Origin of the sequence: Magnetospira sp. QH-2, from assembly GCF_000968135.1 — a bacterium.
Lineage (GTDB): Bacteria > Pseudomonadota > Alphaproteobacteria > Rhodospirillales > Magnetospiraceae > Magnetospira.
This window is the reverse complement of sequence record NZ_FO538765.1, coordinates 394,991-414,732: the sequence shown is the minus strand read 5'-3', so window position 1 is coordinate 414,732 and position 19,742 is coordinate 394,991. Positions and strand designations below refer to the sequence as shown.

The following is a 19,742-nucleotide window of genomic DNA, read 5'->3' as shown; positions in this document are numbered from 1 at the left end:
CCCATCGCGGACCAGCGCCCAGAGGTCGGCAGGGATTTGACGCGGAGGGTTGCACTTGGCGTTTGCGGAATCGTTCGCTGAGGATGTTTTCCGTTCCCCGTTATCGCGGTTTTGCTTTTCTTCAAGATGGCGAAAAACTAGGTCGTCAAGGTCAGCCAGATGGTCTGGTGTTCCCTCCAGTCGACTGCCGGAAACAGTGATGTAGCGGGTTGCCTTTGAATACACCTCAACATGGCCTGTGGGACGCTTCAGCGAGGTGTGAAGTGGATAGGTGCTACCTTTGCCGATGATACGCAGGCCGTTGCCGCTGGGGGTGATTTCGGTGTAGCTGTCAGCCTCTTCGACTAGCCCGAATTATTCACGATCCGTGGCCGAAAAGGGTGGCGAACGTAGCTTAAATGGTTGAATTATCGTAGAGTTTATGGTGTCCAAGCCAAAACCACGACACCATTTTCACCTACGGTCGCCATGAAGGAATTTAGCCCATATCTGCCCGGTTTGTCACCCGTCGGCGGCAAGGAAATCCACGCCCGTTTCGACGGCGGCCGTTTGTCATCCGACGGCGGCGTTCTGGTTCTGCGCGAGATCGAACGTGACCTCGGTTTGGCCGATCTTTTGGCCTCGCATCTTCCCGACACCCGCGATCCGGGGAGTGTGATCCATGGTTTCGACGATATGATCCGGGCGCGGATGTTCGCCATTGCCTGCGGCTATGAGGATTGCGACGATCTGGACGCCCTGCGCGTCGATCCGGCCTTCAAGCTGGCCTGCGGGCGGCTGTCGGAGACGGGCCGGGACTTGATGAGCCAGCCGACCCTGTCGCGGTTGGAGAACGCGCCGACCTGGCGGCAACTGGCCCGCATGGGTTTGTCGATGATCGATCTGTTTTGCGAAAGCTTCGCCCGCGTTCCCGAACACATCACGCTCGACATCGACGACACCGGCGATGCGGTTCACGGCGGCCAACAGTTGGCCTTGTTCAACAGCCATTACGATGATTACTGCTTCCAGCCGATCCATATCTATGACGCCGCCACCGGAAAGCCGATCCTGTCCCTGTTGCGGCCCGGCAAGCGGCCTTCGGGCGCGGAGGCCGCGACGGTCTTGCGCCATGTCGTTACCCGCATCCTGAACAACTGGCCCCGGGTTCATATCACCGTGCGCGGGGACGGCCATTACGGCACGCCCGAGGTCATGGACTGGCTGGAAAGCCGAGGCTGCGGTTATATCTTCGGCCTGTCCTCCAATGGGCGGCTCAAGGAAATCGGCCAACCCTGGGGCGAGGACGTGGCCGTGCGCCGGGCAACATCAGGCAAGGAAAAGATACGCCGGTTCTTTCAAACGGCCTACGCGGCCAAGAGCTGGAAGCGGGAACGAACCGTTATCGCCCGGGTCGAGGCCACCGCAAAAGGTTCCGACATCCGTTTCATCGTCACCAATCTGGCAGGCCGGGCCAAAACCCTCTATGAAAAGGTCTACTGCGCGCGGGGCAAAATGGAGAACATGATCAAGGAGCACAAACTCTACACCAAGTCCGACCGCACCTCGTGTCACCGCTGGGAGGCCAACCAGTTCCGACTGTTCCTCCATACCGGAGCCTATTGGCTGTTGCTTAAACTGCGAAACGCCGCGCCCCGGAAATCAATCTGGAAAAACGCCACCTTCGAGACGCTGCGACGGTCTTTCCTCAAAATCGCCGTACGCATCGAGGAACTCAAATCCCGCATAACCGTCGCCTTGCCGACGGCATATCCATACAAAACACCCCTGATCGCCATGGCCGGGAAAGTCGCCTCCCAGGGCCCGTGAAAACCGCGGCAGCGAGCCGCCCCTCAGTCCCCGATGATCAACCCCCAAACGCCTGAAAAATCAAAACCAAAATTAGGCCGTCAACCCGGCCGAGGACCCGTGGCCGTTGCGATGCCAGGGAGACTCATGAATAATTCGGGCTAGCTCCTGCGCCCAGTCATCCAAAGCCCCGGTTTCCGGGTCTCGACAGTCATCGAGGTCGAATGCCACAAAATCGGTGCCCGTGAGGACGAAACCCAGACCGTTGAAGCCATGCGTCACCAAAGCTAAAGCAGCGTCATCATATGTAGCCCAATGTGCTTGGTCGTTGGTCGCCGCTTTACGAGTTGGATGGTGTGGCTGATAGGGAACCTTTGTGGGTCTCCCCTTAACGGTTTCGAGCCGCCACAAAATCCAATGGGGGAGAATGCGAAGTTCACGTAGGCTCTGGATATTATGAGGTGTCATTGCGACCTCCATGCCAGCGCGGCGAAGGCAATTGCCAGGAGCAAATGCGGCCACGGGGAGAGGATAAAATATTGAATTTTTGCAAGAAAAAGGGCATAGTAGGCATATCGATTTTTGCTACTTGCCCCGTTGCCGGTTGCCCCCGGCGCGGGGTTTAGTTTTGTCATAATTGAACTCCATCTAAGGGCTGGGGCGTCTCACGACACTCCGTCCGATGTGCGATGTTTATAGGATTCGAGCCACGTGGTTAGGTCTTCGGCGGCAATCAGCCGTCTGCCGCCGATGGTGAAGCTCTTTAATTTTCCGGCTTTTATTTCTTCATACAGCAAGGAACGCCCTACGCTGGTGGCCTCTACAGCTTGACGGATGCCATATGACAGGCGTTCTGGTTTGTTTGTGTGCATGGGTAAGATTCCATCGGTTGACGATGGATAAGGAAAACATTTTCTAATCTGGCTGGATATTTTGGCATTCTGGCGGCCTGAACTATTTCGCCAAAATTATTATTATTTCTTTTTTGGCCCGGTTTTTTTCCAGCTATCCGGCGCATGGTTGCGTCGTAACTGCCTAATGCGCGTACGGCTCAGGCCATTGTCTTTCCCCCATTTTTGGTCTTCCTCCCTGGAGGGTGGGATTTTATTAGGGAGCCAACCTTTCACCCTTTTTTTGTAGGCAGTCTCACTTTCTTTTTGGGTTATATGGTTTTTTGGAGGTGTCGAATTATTTTGTGTGCAGGTCTTATTGCCCGGCCACAACTCGCGCATGGTTTCGACGTTGACTTTAATCCGCTCCACACAAAGATAGGGCGCTGGCGGATCAACAAGAAAACGTGCATCATCGGTGTAAAATAGTGCGTCCATTTCCCAAGACGGTTCGTTGTCCAAGGGAACGCCCTCTGCAAACCAAGATGGGGGAAGGTCTTCCTCAATCTTCCCGGTAAATCCGCGCGCCTCTAAGGCTCCGTCGCGTATGGCATCCCGAAGCTGGGGCCATGCTTTATCGGCATCGCCAAGAGAGAAAGCAACATGGTCTCGCGCTTCGCTAAGGGAAATCCAAGGGGACTTGTAGGCCATATCATCACCTTCCGCAGGGTTCCGCGTGAAAGGTCGGCGCGGCGGTCCGGTGCGGTGCCGGATGTTCGGGCCGTCGCCCTAGCCGCGCCAATGTCCCTTACTGCTTTCGCCTCGCTCATCGAAACCTGTAAGCTACGGCATCAATCCCTTCGCCTACATCGCACATACGCTTAAATCCATCGTCAATGGCCATAAGCAAAGTCGCATCAAGGAATTGCTGCCCTGGAATTATCAGGCAGGCGTGTGAGCGGGACACCGCTTACGAGCAGCCTAAGGTTTGTGGTGTTTGTTATAGTAGTCGGCCAGAACCTTCCTATCCGCTGCAGTGAGTGGCTGCCCTAAGTGCATCTTCTCTTTCACATCCTCAATGGTTGGCATGCCCGAAGCCTGCTGCCCAGTGGTTTGTTGAGAATCAACAGACTGGGATCCTCCCGTAGTAAACTTTATCTTTCGGTTCTTTGAGTCTTCACCTTCGCCAGCAGCCCCTTTGCCAGCACCAAACGCCTTCAAACTGCCCTTCGCTGTAAGGCCGTTTGAGCACGTTAGCGACCAAGTTCCGTACGGCGGATCGATTATTTTGTAGGTCCCGGAACAGATGCCTTCACCATTGGGTAATGAAATACTGGCGTATCCTGTTTTTGAGTTTTGCTTGATTCTGACTGTTCCCGCGATCAACTCATCAAACCCATCCCATGAGAAAGCCAAAGGTCTCTCTTCCCAACCCTTGCCACCAGAAGGTGCCAAAGAAGAATCAACCGACCTACTCGATGTTCCACCAAATGGCATACCATATCTGCTCTCAAACTCGGTCTGTGTTACTTTCACAAACGGCAGATTTTTTCTCTCCCACTCATTTTGCCCGCAAACGACCTGATTAGCCTCTGGGTTCATATACACGTAACCGTTTATGCCCTGCGTAGTAGCCTCTGCTCTGATCCATCCTCTTTCACTGTAAGCAACACTGCGGACTGAAATACCTGACAGGTCAACCTTGGTTTTTGTTGCTGCTGGGTTATCGACGCCATGCACAATCACGCATCGAGTTGCAATCGCCCTTTTAATCGAGGTCAGGTCGCTGGAATGCTGCTGAGGGTTTGGGGGTATTGTCTGACAGGCAACCACCCCCATCACCCCGGTCAAAGCCAGTAGTGTAATTCGCATGATAGCCCCCTTTCTAATGACGTCGCCCAAGATTTCTGTCCGCGACTGTATGATATTTGCTGCTAAGGTGCTTGTTCCCATGGGTTTGGATGTACCAGTGCATAAAAGCTGTTCAGACCGAAGCGGTAACGAATATAGTGCCTCTTGAATGCTTTTTGTCCGCTTTTCGCAGCGGCTTGACGTTGGTTTGTTCCACCACGCCAAGGGAGCCAAATGCAGCTCGCACGGTGTCGGCAATGTAATTCGGGCATAGGTGCCCATAATGCTTTTCCACCATGCGCGTGTCGCTATGGCCTAGCTGGGCCGCTATGACGGCCAGCGGTGCGCCATTCATCACAAGGCGGGAAGCGTAACTATGGCGCAATTCATGGAAGGTGAGCGGTTCAACCTTGGCAACCTTGCACGCGGCATTGAACGGGCGCTGTTGGTGTGAGCGCCCCCACGCCTCGCCATCGGGCCGAATGAATATATAGGCGCTTCCAGGCTTGCCAGCGGTGGCGGTGTCAAAAAAACCGCGCCCTTCATCCGTCAAAACAACGTGCCGGGGCTTGCCGGATTTGCTGATACGAATATGCAGGGAGCCAGCGTCCGCGCTGTAGTCCGTAACCTTGAGCGCGGTAATTTCCCCATAGCGGCATCCGGTCAAAAGCGCGGCTTGCACCATCGGGCGAAAATCAGCTGTGCAGGCATTCACAAGGCGGCGCGATTCCTCATCATTCAGATAACGCACGCGGGCCGCGTCTACCTCACGAAAGGCTTTGACGTTTCGCCATGCTTCATCGCTGGAAACCTTGCCATCGGCATAGGCATGATTCAAAGCGGCTTTGAGAACCGTTAGGATTCGATTTGCGCTGGATTTACGGCGGCGGGCACCCTCAGTGCTGCTATCCGCCTCACGGCGATTCTGAGGCTTCCCTGGGGCCGTGCGAACCATCGGGGCGGCATTGGCTAGGCCATCGAGCCATTGCTCTACGCGGCGCTTTGTCAGCTTGGAAACAGGCACGCCCCCCAGCGTTGGATTGATATGCGCGTCGATTGCCGATTGCGTGCGGTCCAAGGATTTTCCGCCCTTGCGCCTGTACGCGGCCAGATAGTCCGCCATCGCATCATTGACGGTATACGAACCGGAACGGGGCGCATCATCCTGGAAACCGTTGGCGGCAATTCGAAACCACTTATCCGCTTCGCGCTGGGCATCGGCATAGGACAGGCAAACGGTGCCGTCCGCGTCCATGGCATCATCCGCCGCGCCAAGGGCTTGATAACGGTGCGTCCCCGTATCATCGAGAAAGCGGGCAATCCACGTTCCGCCTTTGGCGCCCTTGCGGTATCCCAGGGCCGCCCCTTTGGAGAGAACGGTCCAATACGGCGCACGCCGGGCGGTCAATTTTAACCGGGCCGTGCGGGAGTCCAGCTTTGCGTTGCGAACGGTGCGGGCCATCAAATTCCCCTTTTCAAAACGTACCCATATTTTACCCATAATACGTTCCCGGACACAAGGGGATAGCAATGGACTATAACTAAATGAATTAATTTGATTTTTTTAATACATGACCGTCCATGAATGTCCCAAAAATACGCTATTTCCCCCTTTCACGGCGGCAACAGGGGTTCGAATCCCCTAGGGGACGCCAAAATCCGATAAGCCATTGATGGGGTTTAACTCCCTGACAATTCAGATGCTTTCGAAGCCGCTTTGCTACGTCCGTGTGCTACGGGCGGGGGATGACGGCGATGCCTTTGGCGAGCAATCTGATCCGACGCGGTGCGATCTATCATTTCCGTGTCACGATACCCAGCGACCTCCAGGAGCGGTTCGGTCGACGTGAGATCTGGCGTAGCCTGAAGACGACCAATGGTCAAACAGCCAAACGCCGTCGCCTTGACGCTCAGCGGGCGGCTGATAGGCTGTTCCGCGCCGTCAGGGGGAAACGAGGCATGGATCTAGACCGTGATAAGATTGAAGAACTGGTGCGAAGCCTCTTCGTGGTCGAGATGGACTACGTGGATCATGAGCCAGCGGTGGCGGTCGAATACCTCCCGGACGACATGAGTGTGAAGGAGAAGGCGCGGAAGCATCGCGAGTTCCTCGAAGAGGCAAAACAGGATTATCTCGATATGCTCGCGGCAGATGATTTCAGAAGAATGGTGTGCGACGTGGATGGTTTGCTCCATTTCGAAGACATTCCGCCAGAGAGCATCGATCATGAGTGCGAAGAGTTTCACGACCTTTGCCGCGCAGTGGCCCGGGGACATCTGGCAGCCGTAAAGGCGCGGCTTGCCCGCGTCACCGAAGGGGACTTTGACTATATGCCGTCGGACCCGCTACTTGCGCAATGCAATGAAAAACCGCTGCGATCATCTCTGACCCAGTCGCCTGATAGCACCGCGATCCGCGCAGAGAGGCCTATGACTGTGCTGATCAAAGCATTCCTGGACGAGGAACGCGCCAGCGGGATCAAGGAGAAGTCTGTCGGTGAAAAAGCGACCGCATTGAATTGGCTGGTCGACTGCTACGGAGAAGTAAAAAACGTTGGCTCGTTTTCCAAATCTGACGTCGTCGAATTCAAAGATGTCATCGGCAACTTGTGGCCCAAGTGGTCTACCCGCCCACAAACCCGTGATCTGCCTATCAGGGTCGCCGCTGCTTGGTGTGCAGGGAATACCGACGAGAGGCAGAAACGTGACATCCTGAACGCAAAACGACTCAAACCGATCGAGCAGTTCTTTGATTGGGCTGCGAAGAATGCCTATGTGCCGGAAGACTTTAACCCAGCGCGCGGCGTCAGCTTCACGGTTTCAAGCAGAGAGCGGAAAACGCGGAAGAGGGACGCATTCACTACTGATCAATTGAATAGGATCTTTTCATCAGTGGCGTTCACCGGTTGTAGGAGCCAGAGCCGCTGGAAAGAACCAGGTGATCATTCATTCAAGGCCTATCGCAGGAGCGGCCATAACTTTCGCTTCTGGGCAGTCTTGCTGGCGCTGTTCTCAGGGGCCCGGCGAGGCGAATTCGCTGTGCTGACGGTTGATGACATTTTCCAGGATGAAGATGTCTGGTGCATCCGGGTTTCAGATATAGATGACGCGGACACTGGCGAGAGCGATGGGCGAAGCTTAAAGAACGATCAGAGTCGGCGCGTCGTTCCTCTGCACCCACAGATCATCGCGATGGGATTTCTCGAATATGTCGCGGCCGTCCGAGCGGATGGGCAGAAGCGTTTGTTCAGCAACTCGGCGGAAGCTATGGGGAAATGGATGCGTAATCTCCTGGACGCCGTTGGGATCACGTCCAAAAGGGTATCACCATTGCACGGCTTCCGACATTCTTTCGAAGAAGCGGCGTTCCGCTCCATCCGGGATGAGGCTTTAAGAAGTGCGCTTACCGGACGAGAGGACCCAAGTTCAGCACGAGCATACAGGACACCAAGAGCGCCGGAGCTGTTCGAGGCAATCAAGACGATTGAATATCCAGGATTGGATCTGTCGCACTTGATTTAAAATGAGGCTATGTGGAGGAGTTGGCCAAATTGGTAAAACGCAAAGACCGTCGAAACCCCTTGGCAGACACCAATACACTAAGGAAACTGCGCCTTTCAGGGGTTTTACCAACTCCTTCGTCACGGCTTCGTCCAGTTATATTAGTAGAGCAGCTAAAAGGTGGCGTTGAGGAGAAATGGACAGCAAGAGACGTTGCCGAACATCTCTCTGCACTCGGCTTGGGGCGTAGGTATCTTCCACAACGCTTACCGACTTGGGAAAGGGCGTCACCTGTCATTTGGGCGGCGTACTGTGCGCTTGTTTCCGAGTATGTCGGACATCGGTACGCGTTCTCTCTCCGTCTTGACGAGGATCGTATCACCAGGGGAATATCGTTCCGACGCGGAGTGGTTAGCCATGTGAAACGGGACATGGATCGAAAACTTAAAGCTGCCCTCGGACGGCGCGTCGAGTATTTCATGGTGGCAGAGTTCAAAGGTGGCCCGAATTCATTACATTTTCATGGGATAGCACTTGTCAAACCCGATGAGGTAATCAAGGCAAAAAGCGCAATGAGAGCCGTAGCTCCGGGATACAATCCGGCTCGTGTCTTACATTTTGGCGTTCCCACAGATTCTCTATCCTGGGCTGGGTATTGCACGAAGGACGTTTACATAACGCCGCTGATGATCGACAGATCAATATTTGTCAGCACCAAACGATACAAGCGTTGCGCGTGTGCCTTATATCGCCGACACTCACAGGCTATAAAGGTGCTACGGGGGCTGCCAGAATATCGTAGGAGCTCGTAGGATTCGCGCTGGTGAGCTTTCGACGGTTTTGGTTGTGTGGGCCAGCATCCAGCACACATAAGCTGCCACGGACCGCCTGAGACGCTTCCAAGAGCACTCCTTCTCAAGCGCTTCAGGGCAGGGTGAAGTCCTACGCAAAAAGCGACCCTTTCTGGGGGGTGCCTGTATAGCTTTCGAAAAGATGCTGGCTCCTTATACGACCAAACCAATCCTCAAGGTATAAGACTTGATGGAATAATGTCATCGCGTGCATTTTTCTCCTGAGTCTCGACTCTTATACATCTACATTGGGATTGGGAAATCCGGCCAGCGACCAAGCGATTTTCACCGCGCCATCGGAAGATTAAAGGATGACATTCTTCGTCCATTCCGGGTATCATCGCCACTCATGTGATGGGCGGAGGAAGAATGACTGATCTCGTAAGTGATATCGTCGGTCGGGTCGAACGATTGCCGTTGAAGCCGTCGGAGATCAACGCGCTCCTGCCCTTGATGGAAGCAGTTAGCAATGCTTTTCATGCGGTTCGGGAACGGTTCAAAGATGAAGCTGTGGGCAAGGGTCGTATAGATATTAACGTCATCCGGGATGGAGAAGACGACGCGGTAATCGGATTCAGGATCGAGGATAATGGTCCCGGCTTTACCGAAGACAACTACACTTCTTTCCAGACACCCGATAGTCGCCGGAAGATGGGCCTAGGCGGCAAAGGCGTCGGGCGGTTGTCCTGGCTCCGAGTGTTCGGTGGGGCACGGGTTGAAAGCATTTACCTGGACGATGGTCTCCCACCGAAACCGATGAAACGTATGTTCGATTTCATTCTGGCTGACGAGAATCAAATACGCAATGAGATCAAGGAGGGCAGCGCGAGCGAAAAGACGGGCACGGTGATCGAACTCTCCGGCTTCGAAGACGGATATCAGACCCGTTGCCCGGCCAGAGTTGAGACCATTGTCGAAAGATTGATCGCCCACTTCCTGCCAACTTTCGCCGCCAAGGCTGCCCCGAGCATCTTCATACATGATGACGGTGTGACAGACCTGCGAAAATACTTCGGTGAAATGATCATAGACCAACAAGATGTTGAGGTCGCCGTCACACTTGACGAGGACGAGCACGCTTTCATCATTCATAACATGAAGTGCAACAAACGCATCCGAACCCGGGGTTCTTCCTACAACTGGCTTTTTCTCTGTGGTCATGAACGGAGCGTGACCGAGCAATGCATCGACGATCAGATCGGCCTCAAGGCGCTGGACGAGGAAGCAATTTACATCGGTAGCGTTACCGGAGATTTCCTCGATCTGCACGTCAATCAGGAGCGGGATGGGTTTACCTTTGACTTGGAAACAGAGACAGCGGTCCGTCGCCAGGTCGCAACGAGTATCCGGGAGTACCTGGCCGACTATGTCGCCGAGACAATGGCCCTAATGACTCAGAACACCCAAGATTTGATCGTCGAAAACCCGCAATTCATCTACTTGAACGAAGACCTGGAAGATTTCGTCAAGACCCTGCAACCAAATAGCGCCGGGAGGAAAGAGGAAATCTATGTTTCCATGTGCCGGAGTCGGTTTCGGCGGCAACGTGATTTTAACCGGATCAGCTTGGAGATCGCCAAGGGAGACGAAGACAATCCGGAAATCAAAGAGAAAGTGGACGATTACATGCGCTACGTGGACAAGGAGCGCATGGGAGCTCTGGCCGAATACGTTGCGAAACGTAAGGCCATTCTGGAATTCCTTGATACCTTGACTGGATACGAAGATCCGGAGAAACACCGCCATCATCTGGAAGATGCTGTCCACAGCCTTATTTGCCCGATGCGGGTGGATTCAACAGCCCTTGAACTGGCCAGTCACAACCTGTGGATACTCGATGACCGCCTGGCCTTCTTCAACTTTTTCGCCTCCGACAAACAAGCCCGTGCCTATCTGGATACCGAATGCCAGGATCGCCCCGACCTAGCTTTTCTGTACGACAGTTGTTTGGGATGGCGAACCGGCGAACAAGGTAGTGATAAAGTTGTCATCGTCGAATTCAAACGACCCGGTCGGGAGGATTACAAGGACGAAGACCCTGTCCGTCAGGCACTCCGATACGTCAATCTCATGAAATCGGGGAAAACTTTCAAGGACAGTAAGGGGCATGTAATCTCCAGCATCAATGATCGGACTTCTTTCGATTGTTACATCGTGGCTGATATCACGCAGGGCCTCAGTGACAGTCTCATGGGCATGCCGTTGCAGCCCACTCCCGACAACGAAGGCATGTTCGGATACACCGACAACCCTAAGGCATTCGTCGAGATCATCCCATATGCGAAACTATTGAGAGATGCCAAGGCGCGAAATGCGGCGTTCTTCAAGGAATTGGGCATCGACGGGTAGGAGTCTGATTTCGCTTGAGATGAATATTTTGATGCATTGATTTTGGTTTTTTAGCCGCCCCAGGAATTCACCCGACACCGATTCATCCCCTTGTTACAATCGCATACGAGCGTTTGAGAATGTAACAAGAAGGGGATTGCGTCATGTCGAGCACCAAAATGGTCACCTATTTTCGGGTAAGCACTGACCGGCAGGGGCGTTCCGGCCTCGGGCTTGATGCCCAACGCCAGGCGGTGACCACCTATCTCGGCAATGGCCAGTGGGAGGTAGTCGGCGAGTTCGTTGAAGTTGAAAGCGGCCGAAATAATGACCGGCCACGGCTGGCCGATGCTCTTGCAATCTGCAGAAAGAAAAAGGCGACGCTGGTGATCGCGAAACTGGATCGCCTGTCTCGCAATCTTGCGTTCACCGCCAACTTGATGGAAGCGGGTGTTGATTTCGTCGCAACCGATATGCCCCATGCCAACAAGACGATGCTTCAAATGATGGCGGTATTCGCCGAACACGAGCGCGAGATGATCAGCAAGCGGACCAAAGAGGCATTGGCCGCCGCCAAGCAGCGAGGTGTGAAACTGGGAAGTCCGAACCCTCGAAAAGGTTCCACGATAGGCAATGCCGTCAAGAGCGCGCGGGCAGATCAGTTCGCCACGAACATCCACCCTATCATCGGCGAGATCCAGTCTGCCGGTATAACCACCCTGCGCGGGATTGCTGCGGCGCTTGATGCAAGGGGTATCTGCGCCCCTCGAGGCGGGTACTGGAAGCCCACCTCGGTCAGACGGGTCATGCTCCAGAAATCATTATCCTGATGCCTTTTCAGAATTGACTATAGTATATTTACCTGCATAGGTAGATATCGTATTTTATCAACGCGCTAAACCTTGCAACCGCACCCTAACCGCACCCTAACCGCACCTCTGGAGCGGTTTAGGGTGCGGAAATGGAGAAAATGATGAAACGATTGGTTGTTGGAATCGCTTTGCTGACGACATCGGCCTGTAGTGGCCCTTGGGAGCCGCTGGTTGATCTAAAGGCGTCCGAGGATGAAACCGCACGCACCATGCAGGAGGACCTGATGGAGTGTGAGTGGCTGACTGACCGATACGGTGACGGCGACGAGCAAGAGGTTCGACGCTGCATGCAAGGTCGTGGTCATTCGGTGTTGAACTAAGGAGAAAACCCATGCGCCCTACCCTACCCATTCTCATCGCAGCTTTGGCACTGGGTGCCTGTTCCACGACCGCCTACGATCCACCGCGCGTGGACATGAAGACCGTTAAAGATCCGCAGGCTTTGCAGAAGGACATGATCGAGTGTCAGAGCCTGGCCGAGATGGGCACAGACGGTGTGGGGATCATGATGTCCACCACAGCTACATTGACAGCCGGTAGCACCGTTGCAAGCGGACTGTTTGGTTCAGCCAACTATGCGGCAGGCACCGCTGGTGCGCTCGGCGAAGGCATGCTTGTTGGGTTGATTGCCGGGCCTATTGGTGCGCAGTTTGAGGAGACGATGTACAAGAACTTTCTTATGACCCAGTGCTTGCAGGTTCGTTGCCACAAGGTCACCGGTGGCAAGTACCCCTGGGGAACCCCTGACGGTTGGTGTCACAGCAGCTACGGCGGCGCCGTTGGAATATTCTCGCCCGATTTGAAGAAAGAATGCGTGGCAGGTCGGGTGAAACTCATCCAGGCCATTGCCGATCGCTGCGACGATCAGAGTCTGGTCACCTATTACGCCGATGAGGATTAGGAAAGAAAAAGAAATTGACTGCGCCCGGAGTGGCGGTGGTCGTTGCCCCGACGCAATATGCGAACGAACCCAGGGTGGCGTAAATTGCCCTGTCGAGGTGTTGCGATGGATTTTCCCGCGCTATCACCAATTCATCCGGGAATTAACCCAAAGCGAACTTGGACTTGCGCCTCTGATCGGAGTCTGATTCCTTGATTCTGGCGAACATTGCTTTCTTGGAATCAGTCCGACGGCTACCGGAATTCAACGGCACGAAGCCACTGCTGGAAATGCCGTACTGGGCCTTCCGCGCCTCAATCTTTCTTTCTTGCTCTGTCAGCGTGACCCGCTTCATGATCGAACTGCCGTTTTGCAGAGGCCAGACTCATTTCACCCGAGGTTTCCTCCTGGATGCGTTTATCAAGGTACTCTTCATCGTCGATTTCCGCAAGAATCCAGACATAGCGCGCCTGTTCGAGCATCTCCACTGCGCTGATCTTGTCCATGCAGTACTGGCCGAGACGGTCGGCGATGATATCCTCAGGCGGAATCATCGTGACCTCCCCGCCGCCCACGTCCACCACTACGAGCCGCGATTGGTCGCTGGCCCCCTCGAATGGGACGCGGCCGACGACTTCCACACCGATCCCCAATCCCTTGTGGATCAGGCCGCGTTGACAGGGCTCGAACCGTGACGGCAGGTCGAATCCCACCCTCACCAATTCCTCTTTCAGAGCGTCCTGATAGGGCGTCACCACGTCGAAATCACCGGAAGTGACATCGCTCTCCGTGTTGAACTCGACCACGGCGCCGCCCACCAACACGGGGCTCTCGAAGCCTCGCGCGGTCACTCCTTCGAAGGCCCGCGCCAGCAGTTTTAGAGTCTCGACATACTCGGAGCGGAAGGGCATTTCGACTCTCCTTCAACCAGCCAGGCAATGCCGGTAGCCGAGAGTAACACAAAGCGGAAATCCATCGCCTACCAATCTGGCGAAACTTCGGTTGTATGAAGGCTGGAACGGATCCTTCGTTTTGCTACGGCAATGTGCTACGGTCGTAGCAAATACGGTGAAACACCGGTTTCGTAAGTAGTTTGAATCGAAAGGTTTTTCGATTTTGTCATCCCCTCCCCTAGGGGACGCCAAGCGATTTTCATCCTCAAAAATTCAATAAAAACAGTTCGTTAAAAATTTTCACGGCAGTCATTACCACACACGCTGTCCACACACGTTGAATTGTTTTTATGGGCTGAATTTGCTATAATTTGAGGGTCGAGGAAGGGCCATTTAATATGGAGAAAACCTATGTCCTCGAACCTCTCCCCGAAACAGCAGCGCTTTGTCGAAGAATACCTCTTGGACCTGAATGCCACCCAGGCGGCAGTTCGGGCTGGCTATAGCGAGCGGACAGCCCGCCAGATTGGCTCAGAGAACCTGTCAAAACCGGATATCCAGCAAGGTATCGCAAGCCATGGAGGAGCGCCCTGAGGCCACCAGGATCGACGCAGAGTAGGTTCTAAGGCAAGGGGTGGAGCTATTTGGCCGGTGTATGCAGGAGATTAAACCCGCCCGCAATCCCAAGACCGGCAAACAGCGCTATGATGAAGACGGCAATGCGCTGTTCACCTTCAACGCCAGTGCCGCAGCACGTGCCCTGGAGTTGATCGGCAAGCATGTCGAGGTTGGAGCCTTCAAAGACCGCCTTGATGTCAGCCATGGGATGAGCATTGAGGAGCGGATTATTGCGGGGCGGCGACGGGTACGTGACCTGGACGATTAGAGCCTGAAGTGGATTGGTATCACGTGATACCAGATCGGCTCATCCAAACCCATCCCAATGCTTCCAAGTGGCAGCAACTCCTGATAGAATTCCACACGGAACCAGGACGCATGGTTACGGGGCTTTGTAACCCCGACGAAAGTGGCTGGTGCGACCGAAACGTACCGCCTTGACCCCTATGGTCGGGGAGCTTGGGCTATGTCCAGGCCACCCGGCTAAAAACCCAAGGGCCGTCTTTCGTCGGTTTACAAACTCCCCGATCACCAGGATCACGACAGCCAGCCCTTCAGCAACCGCCCCAGCGCCTCTGGTTGCTGGCCTTTGGGCACCTCATCGTTCGCCTTATTTTCGGGTCGATTTTTGAAGGAATGCACCTGAGTAGCGGAGAGTTCTTTGGCAGAAAAAAATTTGAATGACATTGCAAAAAACTTCTTTAGATCTGCAAAAACGGTTCATATTAAAAGAAAATATGGCAATAAAATATTGATTAATCAATGTACGACGTAATTTTATTTTTTTTATTTATGGTTACCATTGAATAATTCTTTTTTTGTTGCTATTCTTAATATGGATATTTTTCCTCCGTAATAAAATAATTTCTTTAATTTTGGTGTTTCCGCTCTCCGCGAGAGCCCACATATTTGGATTTCGAGGTAGCGAATGCGCAGAAAACGGAGGCTAGAAAGAAGGGCTAGCCGCAATCTCTAACGAATTTCGGAGTTACCAAGGGAATGATGGATAGTTGCGCCGACGACACGTCGAAACGTCTCTTGCCGACGGACACGTCGTTGAAGGTCCTGCAGATTGCAACTCTAAATCGACCGATCCAGCAGGATCTCTGTTACGGTCCTATCGAGAACGTCATCTACAATCTTGACAAGGGACTATCCGAACTGGGCCACCGGTCGATCGTCGCCTGCCCAGGCGATTCCTGTATCGTCGGAGAGAAACACACCACAATCGAAAATGGGTTCGCCGAGTACTGCAGCACGAAGTCCCGCGCAAAGCTGGAATTCATGGGTCGGCACATGTCCGGCGCGATGCACCGGGCGCAACGCGGAGACATCGACATCGTTCACATGCATGACCCGGTTATGATGATGCAGGCCTTCGAAGGCCTACTTCACACGCCCGTGCCGATTGTCATGACCCTCCACGTACCTGCCGATGAGAAGGGAGATTTCGAGCTGTGGAACGAATCCCTCCCCACCTCTACCAACGCCTATTTCGTGCCCATTAGCGACTATCAGAGAAAGCAGCATCGCGGGCTTGTCAACATGCAAGAGGTTATCCATCACGGCATTGATTTGAGTAACTTCACGTTTGAAGCCGATCCCGGACCGCTGGATTACCTGTTTTCCATCGGCAGAATCACCGAAGACAAGGGGCAAGACACGGCCATCGAGATTGCCAAAAGCACCGGCACCCAACTCATTCTCGCCGGCAATACCCAGAACAAACGAAAGGACCGGGCATTCTTCAAGAAACTGGAGAAATCCATCGACCTCGTGGTCGACGCAAGCGCCCCGCTTTACGGCGACGCCTACTACACCAAGGTCATGAAGCCCATCCTGGAATCAGGAAAGCAGATTATCTATATCGGGGAAGTCGGCAGCGCTCAGAAAAACATGTGGTATGGGCACGCCGGCGCGACCCTCTTTCCGATCCGCTGGGGGGAACCTTTTGGGCTTGTGCTCATCGAATCGATGGCCTGCGGCACCCCGGTGCTGGCCTTCGACAGGGGCTCCGTGCCCGAGATCATAGCCCACCGAAAGACCGGCTTTGTTTCCGGCTCCATGCAGGAGATGCTGGCGGCCGTGGGGACGCGGCGGCAGATCGATCGCAGCGCGTGCCGCAGGCACGTCCAGAATAATTTTTCGATCACCAGCATGGCTCGGAAGTATTCCGAGCTCTACCGGCGGATCATTGATGAAAGGTACGCATGCCCAAAGACCTCCCCGTAAGCAACGGATCCCTGCTGGTCAATTTCGATTCGGATTATCAGATCCGAGACATTTACTTCCCCTTCATCGGGCAGGAGAACCATTCCGGCGGGCGACCTTTCCGGTTCGGCGTCCGGGTAGAAGGGCATTTCTCCTGGATGGGACCAGAATGGAAAAAGGATCTTCGGTACCTGGACGAGACCCTGGTGACGAATGTCTCTCTGCGCAACGACGACCTGGGCCTGGAGCTTCTTTGTTCCGATACGGTCGATATGGATCTGAATATCTTCGTCAGGAAGATCGAAGTGGTTAACCTGCGCAAGGTTGCCCGTCAGGTCCAACTCTTCTTCACCCACGAATTCCATCTGTACGGCAACGACATCGGCGGCACGGCCTATTTCGACCCTCGGAGTCATTCGATTGTCCACTACAAGGGCCACCGATATTTCCTCATGAGTTGCCGGACCCATGACCAGTGGGGCGTAAAAAACTTTTCCTGCGGGAGAAACGGGAACGGCAATCGGTTCGACCTCGACGAGGACGTCGGCGGTTTTGAACTGGACGGAAATCCGTCCGCTTGGGGCTCGCCCAATTCAACCCTCGGCATTCAACTGGACTTGCCTGCCGGGGGACAAGCGGATGCCTATTATTGGATGGCCGCGGGCACGACTTACCACGAAGTGGCGAAGCTAAATCACGATGCCCACCAGCTATTGCCCGAAGAGCTCATCCGGCGCACCTCGAAGTACTGGATGACCTGGGTGGGGGAACAATCCGGCAAACCCATGGACCTACCCGAGCAGATTACCGACATTTTCAACCGGAGCCTTCTCATCCTGAGAACGCAGATCGACAATCGCGGCGCCATCATCGCCGCCAACGATTCGGCCATCATCCGATTCGGCAAGGACACTTATTCGTACATGTGGGGGCGCGACGGTGCATTCGTTGCCGCCGCATTGGCCTCGGCCGGGTACGAGCACGCGTGCAGAAAGTACTTCAGGTTCTGTGCCCGTGTTCTGTCCGACGAGGGCTATCTGTTCCAGCACTACAACCCCGACGGATCGTTGGCGAGCAACTGGCACGCATGGCTCATCGACGGCAAGGAGGTCCTTCCCATCCAGGAGGACTCGACCGCACTGACCTTGTGGGCGCTCTGGATACACTACCAAAAAACCAAGGACGTGGAATTCATCCGGCCTCTCTACCGCACACTCATCCTGAAAATGGCCGACTTTCTGGTCCTTTACCGGGACCCGGAAACGCGGCTGCCGCTCCCGTCTTATGATCTGTGGGAGGAGCGGTATGCATTGCACGCCTACACGGTGGCGACGGTGATCGTCGGCCTGCAGGCAGCGGCGAATTTCGCCCGGCTCTTTTCCAACGCCTCCCTAGCCGACCAATACGAAGTCGTGGCCGCTGAAATGACGGCGGGGATCGATCGGCACCTCTATCATGGCGGCTTGAAACGCTTTGCCCGTTCAGGCTCCCGGGTGGAAGGGGGCTATCGGCTTGACGAGGTCATTGACGTCAGCCTGTTGAGCCTGGCCACGCTGGGCGTTCTGGATGCCAGGGATCCGCGGATGGTTGCAACCGCCGAAGCGGTGCGCGAACAGCTGTGGCTCAAAACCTCGGTGGAAGGCTGTGCCCGCTACCAGGGCGACGTGTATCAGCGGGACCCGGACGGCCCCCAAGACATCCCTGGGAATCCTTGGTTTATTGCGACGCTCTGGCTGGCCGAATACGATATTGCCCGGGCGGAAAACATCGAGGAACTCGAGGCGGTGCTTCCCTATCTGGAGTGGTGCAGGAAAAACGCCCTTCCATCCGGCGTGTTGGCGGAGCAGGTGCATCCCGTCACAGGTTCTCCTCTTTGCGTCTCTCCTCTCACATGGAGTCATTCTGCCTTTGTCTATACCGTTCTAATGTATGATGAAAAGGACACGGCGCTTCGGGCATGAAGGCGGTATCTGCCCAAGGTTCGCGGTAGATGAAGACGCACCCTATCCGTTAGCAGCCACGAAACCAATCAGTTTTGGCCCCCATTTAGCCCCCAAAGCCCAATTCCGGCCAACAGACCGGTCCGCCAGCGCCCAGAAAATCATCTAACCAGTTGAAAAAGAACGCCCCGGCTGGGAGGCCGGGGCGTAAGTTCAACAGGGAGGCTTCACGTCTGGGAGACGTAGGACTCGTTCCAACTGGGAGGAAGAGACGAGCCCCTTTTTTCCGAGCGGTGCGCCCGGAAACTGGCGACGATCAGAGGGCCGCAAGCAGCCTTCAACTCAAATCGTCTACGGAATATATTAGATTTTACTGATTAAAGGTCCAGATACAAAATAACAGGACAGCTATGCACGAAACGCATGAGCTGCGACAAAGGTATGATTTTTAATTGACCCTTAAGGAGTGGAGAACCCGTGAACATCAGTCGTTGGTACCACCAAACCCCCACAGGGAATGCGGTTATCGCGATCCCGTGGGGGTCCATCTTCTGGGCGGCGCCGGAGTAGAGTTACTGCCGGATTCCCTCCATATAGAGGGTGATTTGGACCTCCTTGGAGGCCGGACCCAGGTTGAAATCGATGCCGTAGTCAGCCAGGGCGAAGCTGGCCTTTCCCTCGAATCCGCGTCGGAAACCACCCCAGGGGTCCGTTCCCGCGGCGGTATGGGTCACATCGAGGGTCAAGGGCTTGGTGACTCCGTGCAGGGTAAAATCACCGGTCACTTTGGCCGTATCCTTGCCGGTAACCTCGACCTTGCGGCTGACGAAGGTGGCTTTGGGGAATTTGTCCACATCAAGGAAATCGCCGCCGCGCAGATGCTTGTCCCGCTCGGCGTGATTGGAATCGATGCTCGCCGTATCGATGGTCACATGGACCTTGGCATCGCCGGGATTGGCTTCGTCCAGATTGAACGTCCCTTGGAAGCTGTTGAAGCGACCGGTCAGCCAACTGATTCCAAGGTGCTTGATCTTGAAGTTAATCGAGGCATGGGCCCCCTTGGTGTCGATCACATAGCTGTCAGCCTGGGCCGACGGGGCGAGGGCGGCAAAGGCCAATGGCAGGGCCACCAGAGCGGCGCGGAGGAAGGTCTTGGTCATGGGGCAGTCTCCTTTCGGG

The 19,742-nt window shown here is 54.7% G+C and carries 18 protein-coding genes and 1 pseudogene; 11 read left to right on the top strand and 8 right to left on the bottom strand.

The window, feature by feature from the left end:
* The first annotated feature begins 468 nt into the window (after nucleotides 1-468).
* Nucleotides 469-1,809 (top strand): IS1380 family transposase, encoded by a 1,341-nt coding sequence (locus MGMAQ_RS02150; protein ID WP_046020241.1) that lies wholly within the window; start codon nucleotides 469-471, stop codon nucleotides 1,807-1,809.
* 72 nt (nucleotides 1,810-1,881) lie between these two features.
* Here MGMAQ_RS02150 and MGMAQ_RS02145 read toward each other — a convergent pair whose 3' ends face one another.
* The 3 genes from MGMAQ_RS02145 to MGMAQ_RS02140 all read right to left on the bottom strand — a co-directional run bounded on the left by MGMAQ_RS02145 (nucleotide 1,882) and on the right by MGMAQ_RS02140 (nucleotide 3,329).
* Nucleotides 1,882-2,256: a hypothetical protein gene (locus MGMAQ_RS02145; protein WP_046020240.1), complete on the bottom strand. Its 375-nt coding sequence runs from the start codon at nucleotides 2,254-2,256 to the stop codon at nucleotides 1,882-1,884.
* 197 nt (nucleotides 2,257-2,453) lie between these two features.
* Nucleotides 2,454-2,660 carry a helix-turn-helix domain-containing protein gene (locus MGMAQ_RS20175; protein ID WP_082085210.1) on the bottom strand — a complete coding sequence of 69 codons (207 nt, stop codon included), beginning with the start codon at nucleotides 2,658-2,660 and terminating at the stop codon, nucleotides 2,454-2,456.
* A gap of 102 nt (nucleotides 2,661-2,762) precedes the next feature.
* On the bottom strand, nucleotides 2,763-3,329 hold the full coding sequence (locus MGMAQ_RS02140; protein ID WP_046020239.1) for a hypothetical protein: 567 nt from the start codon (nucleotides 3,327-3,329) through the stop codon (nucleotides 2,763-2,765).
* Nucleotides 3,330-3,437: 108 nt separating this feature from the next.
* On the opposite strand from MGMAQ_RS02140, the pseudogene MGMAQ_RS20170 reads away from it, so the two are divergent.
* Nucleotides 3,438-3,576, top strand: a pseudogene (locus MGMAQ_RS20170) (transposase domain-containing protein); the annotation flags it as partial.
* A gap of 23 nt (nucleotides 3,577-3,599) precedes the next feature.
* Here the strand turns inward: MGMAQ_RS20170 and MGMAQ_RS02135 are convergent.
* Nucleotides 3,600-4,571, bottom strand: coding sequence for a hypothetical protein (locus MGMAQ_RS02135; protein WP_158498747.1), 972 nt, complete (start codon nucleotides 4,569-4,571; stop codon nucleotides 3,600-3,602).
* A gap of 31 nt (nucleotides 4,572-4,602) precedes the next feature.
* Nucleotides 4,603-5,931: a site-specific integrase gene (locus tag MGMAQ_RS02130; protein ID WP_046020237.1), complete on the bottom strand. Its 1,329-nt coding sequence runs from the start codon at nucleotides 5,929-5,931 to the stop codon at nucleotides 4,603-4,605.
* 293 nt (nucleotides 5,932-6,224) lie between these two features.
* Between MGMAQ_RS02130 and MGMAQ_RS02125 the strand changes: the two genes are divergently transcribed.
* The 5 genes from MGMAQ_RS02125 to MGMAQ_RS02105 all read left to right on the top strand — a co-directional run bounded on the left by MGMAQ_RS02125 (nucleotide 6,225) and on the right by MGMAQ_RS02105 (nucleotide 12,922).
* Entirely contained in the window at nucleotides 6,225-7,991 is a 1,767-nt protein-coding gene (locus MGMAQ_RS02125) for a site-specific integrase (RefSeq protein WP_046020236.1), read from the top strand.
* A 1,199-nt stretch (nucleotides 7,992-9,190) separates the two neighbouring features.
* On the top strand, nucleotides 9,191-11,170 hold the full coding sequence (locus MGMAQ_RS02120) for an ATP-binding protein (protein WP_046020235.1): 1,980 nt from the start codon (nucleotides 9,191-9,193) through the stop codon (nucleotides 11,168-11,170).
* Between the two features lie 143 nt (nucleotides 11,171-11,313).
* A complete protein-coding gene (locus MGMAQ_RS02115) occupies nucleotides 11,314-11,979 on the top strand; it encodes a recombinase family protein (protein WP_046020234.1) in 666 nt (221 codons plus the stop codon).
* Between the two features lie 140 nt (nucleotides 11,980-12,119).
* Nucleotides 12,120-12,341: a hypothetical protein gene (locus MGMAQ_RS02110; protein ID WP_148560801.1), complete on the top strand. Its 222-nt coding sequence runs from the start codon at nucleotides 12,120-12,122 to the stop codon at nucleotides 12,339-12,341.
* Between the two features lie 11 nt (nucleotides 12,342-12,352).
* Nucleotides 12,353-12,922 (top strand): glycine zipper family protein, encoded by a 570-nt coding sequence (locus tag MGMAQ_RS02105; protein ID WP_046020232.1) that lies wholly within the window; start codon nucleotides 12,353-12,355, stop codon nucleotides 12,920-12,922.
* A gap of 293 nt (nucleotides 12,923-13,215) precedes the next feature.
* Here the strand turns inward: MGMAQ_RS02105 and MGMAQ_RS02100 are convergent, their stop codons facing one another.
* Nucleotides 13,216-13,812, bottom strand: a complete 597-nt coding sequence (locus MGMAQ_RS02100) for a hypothetical protein (protein WP_052716052.1) — start codon at nucleotides 13,810-13,812, stop codon at nucleotides 13,216-13,218.
* Between the two features lie 393 nt (nucleotides 13,813-14,205).
* On the opposite strand from MGMAQ_RS02100, the gene MGMAQ_RS20165 reads away from it, so the two are divergent.
* Nucleotides 14,206-14,388: a terminase small subunit gene (locus MGMAQ_RS20165; RefSeq protein ID WP_052716051.1), complete on the top strand. Its 183-nt coding sequence runs from the start codon at nucleotides 14,206-14,208 to the stop codon at nucleotides 14,386-14,388.
* Nucleotides 14,389-14,449: 61 nt separating this feature from the next.
* Complete coding sequence (locus MGMAQ_RS20160; RefSeq protein WP_052716050.1) at nucleotides 14,450-14,680, top strand: hypothetical protein; 231 nt, start codon at nucleotides 14,450-14,452, stop codon at nucleotides 14,678-14,680.
* Between the two features lie 269 nt (nucleotides 14,681-14,949).
* Here MGMAQ_RS20160 and MGMAQ_RS20900 read toward each other — a convergent pair whose 3' ends face one another.
* On the bottom strand, nucleotides 14,950-15,099 hold the full coding sequence (locus MGMAQ_RS20900; protein ID WP_158498746.1) for a hypothetical protein: 150 nt from the start codon (nucleotides 15,097-15,099) through the stop codon (nucleotides 14,950-14,952).
* Nucleotides 15,100-15,411: 312 nt separating this feature from the next.
* Between MGMAQ_RS20900 and MGMAQ_RS19180 the strand changes: the two genes are divergently transcribed.
* Together MGMAQ_RS19180 and MGMAQ_RS02085 are read left to right on the top strand one after the other, a co-directional pair.
* Nucleotides 15,412-16,644, top strand: a complete 1,233-nt coding sequence (locus MGMAQ_RS19180; protein WP_082085209.1) for a glycosyltransferase family 4 protein — start codon at nucleotides 15,412-15,414, stop codon at nucleotides 16,642-16,644.
* Nucleotides 16,623-18,584 carry a glycoside hydrolase family 15 protein gene (locus MGMAQ_RS02085; protein ID WP_046020231.1) on the top strand — a complete coding sequence of 654 codons (1,962 nt, stop codon included), beginning with the start codon at nucleotides 16,623-16,625 and terminating at the stop codon, nucleotides 18,582-18,584. Before MGMAQ_RS19180 ends, MGMAQ_RS02085 begins: the two co-directional genes overlap by 22 nt.
* Nucleotides 18,585-19,135: 551 nt before the next feature.
* Here MGMAQ_RS02085 and MGMAQ_RS02080 read toward each other — a convergent pair.
* Complete coding sequence (locus tag MGMAQ_RS02080) at nucleotides 19,136-19,723, bottom strand: YceI family protein (protein ID WP_046020230.1); 588 nt, start codon at nucleotides 19,721-19,723, stop codon at nucleotides 19,136-19,138.
* Between the last annotated feature and the right edge of the window lie 19 nt (nucleotides 19,724-19,742).

What these genes read in the sequence shown, in the direction of transcription:
- MGMAQ_RS02125 (WP_046020236.1), top strand. Translation starts at nt 6,225, where the DNA reads ATGCCTTTGGCGAGCAATCTGATCCGACGCGGTGCGATCTATCATTTC.
- MGMAQ_RS02080 (WP_046020230.1), bottom strand. Translation starts at nt 19,723, where the DNA reads ATGACCAAGACCTTCCTCCGCGCCGCTCTGGTGGCCCTGCCATTGGCC.
- MGMAQ_RS20900 (WP_158498746.1), bottom strand. Translation starts at nt 15,099, where the DNA reads ATGTCATTCAAATTTTTTTCTGCCAAAGAACTCTCCGCTACTCAGGTG.
- MGMAQ_RS02140 (WP_046020239.1), bottom strand. Translation starts at nt 3,329, where the DNA reads ATGGCCTACAAGTCCCCTTGGATTTCCCTTAGCGAAGCGCGAGACCAT.
- MGMAQ_RS02085 (WP_046020231.1), top strand. Translation starts at nt 16,623, where the DNA reads ATGCCCAAAGACCTCCCCGTAAGCAACGGATCCCTGCTGGTCAATTTC.
- MGMAQ_RS02130 (WP_046020237.1), bottom strand. Translation starts at nt 5,931, where the DNA reads ATGGCCCGCACCGTTCGCAACGCAAAGCTGGACTCCCGCACGGCCCGG.
- MGMAQ_RS20165 (WP_052716051.1), top strand. Translation starts at nt 14,206, where the DNA reads ATGTCCTCGAACCTCTCCCCGAAACAGCAGCGCTTTGTCGAAGAATAC.
- MGMAQ_RS20175 (WP_082085210.1), bottom strand. Translation starts at nt 2,660, where the DNA reads ATGCACACAAACAAACCAGAACGCCTGTCATATGGCATCCGTCAAGCT.
- MGMAQ_RS02115 (WP_046020234.1), top strand. Translation starts at nt 11,314, where the DNA reads ATGTCGAGCACCAAAATGGTCACCTATTTTCGGGTAAGCACTGACCGG.
- MGMAQ_RS20160 (WP_052716050.1), top strand. Translation starts at nt 14,450, where the DNA reads ATGCAGGAGATTAAACCCGCCCGCAATCCCAAGACCGGCAAACAGCGC.
- MGMAQ_RS19180 (WP_082085209.1), top strand. Translation starts at nt 15,412, where the DNA reads ATGATGGATAGTTGCGCCGACGACACGTCGAAACGTCTCTTGCCGACG.
- MGMAQ_RS02110 (WP_148560801.1), top strand. Translation starts at nt 12,120, where the DNA reads ATGATGAAACGATTGGTTGTTGGAATCGCTTTGCTGACGACATCGGCC.
- MGMAQ_RS02100 (WP_052716052.1), bottom strand. Translation starts at nt 13,812, where the DNA reads ATGCCCTTCCGCTCCGAGTATGTCGAGACTCTAAAACTGCTGGCGCGG.
- MGMAQ_RS02135 (WP_158498747.1), bottom strand. Translation starts at nt 4,571, where the DNA reads ATGGGAACAAGCACCTTAGCAGCAAATATCATACAGTCGCGGACAGAA.
- MGMAQ_RS02145 (WP_046020240.1), bottom strand. Translation starts at nt 2,256, where the DNA reads ATGACACCTCATAATATCCAGAGCCTACGTGAACTTCGCATTCTCCCC.
- MGMAQ_RS02150 (WP_046020241.1), top strand. Translation starts at nt 469, where the DNA reads ATGAAGGAATTTAGCCCATATCTGCCCGGTTTGTCACCCGTCGGCGGC.
- MGMAQ_RS02120 (WP_046020235.1), top strand. Translation starts at nt 9,191, where the DNA reads ATGACTGATCTCGTAAGTGATATCGTCGGTCGGGTCGAACGATTGCCG.
- MGMAQ_RS02105 (WP_046020232.1), top strand. Translation starts at nt 12,353, where the DNA reads ATGCGCCCTACCCTACCCATTCTCATCGCAGCTTTGGCACTGGGTGCC.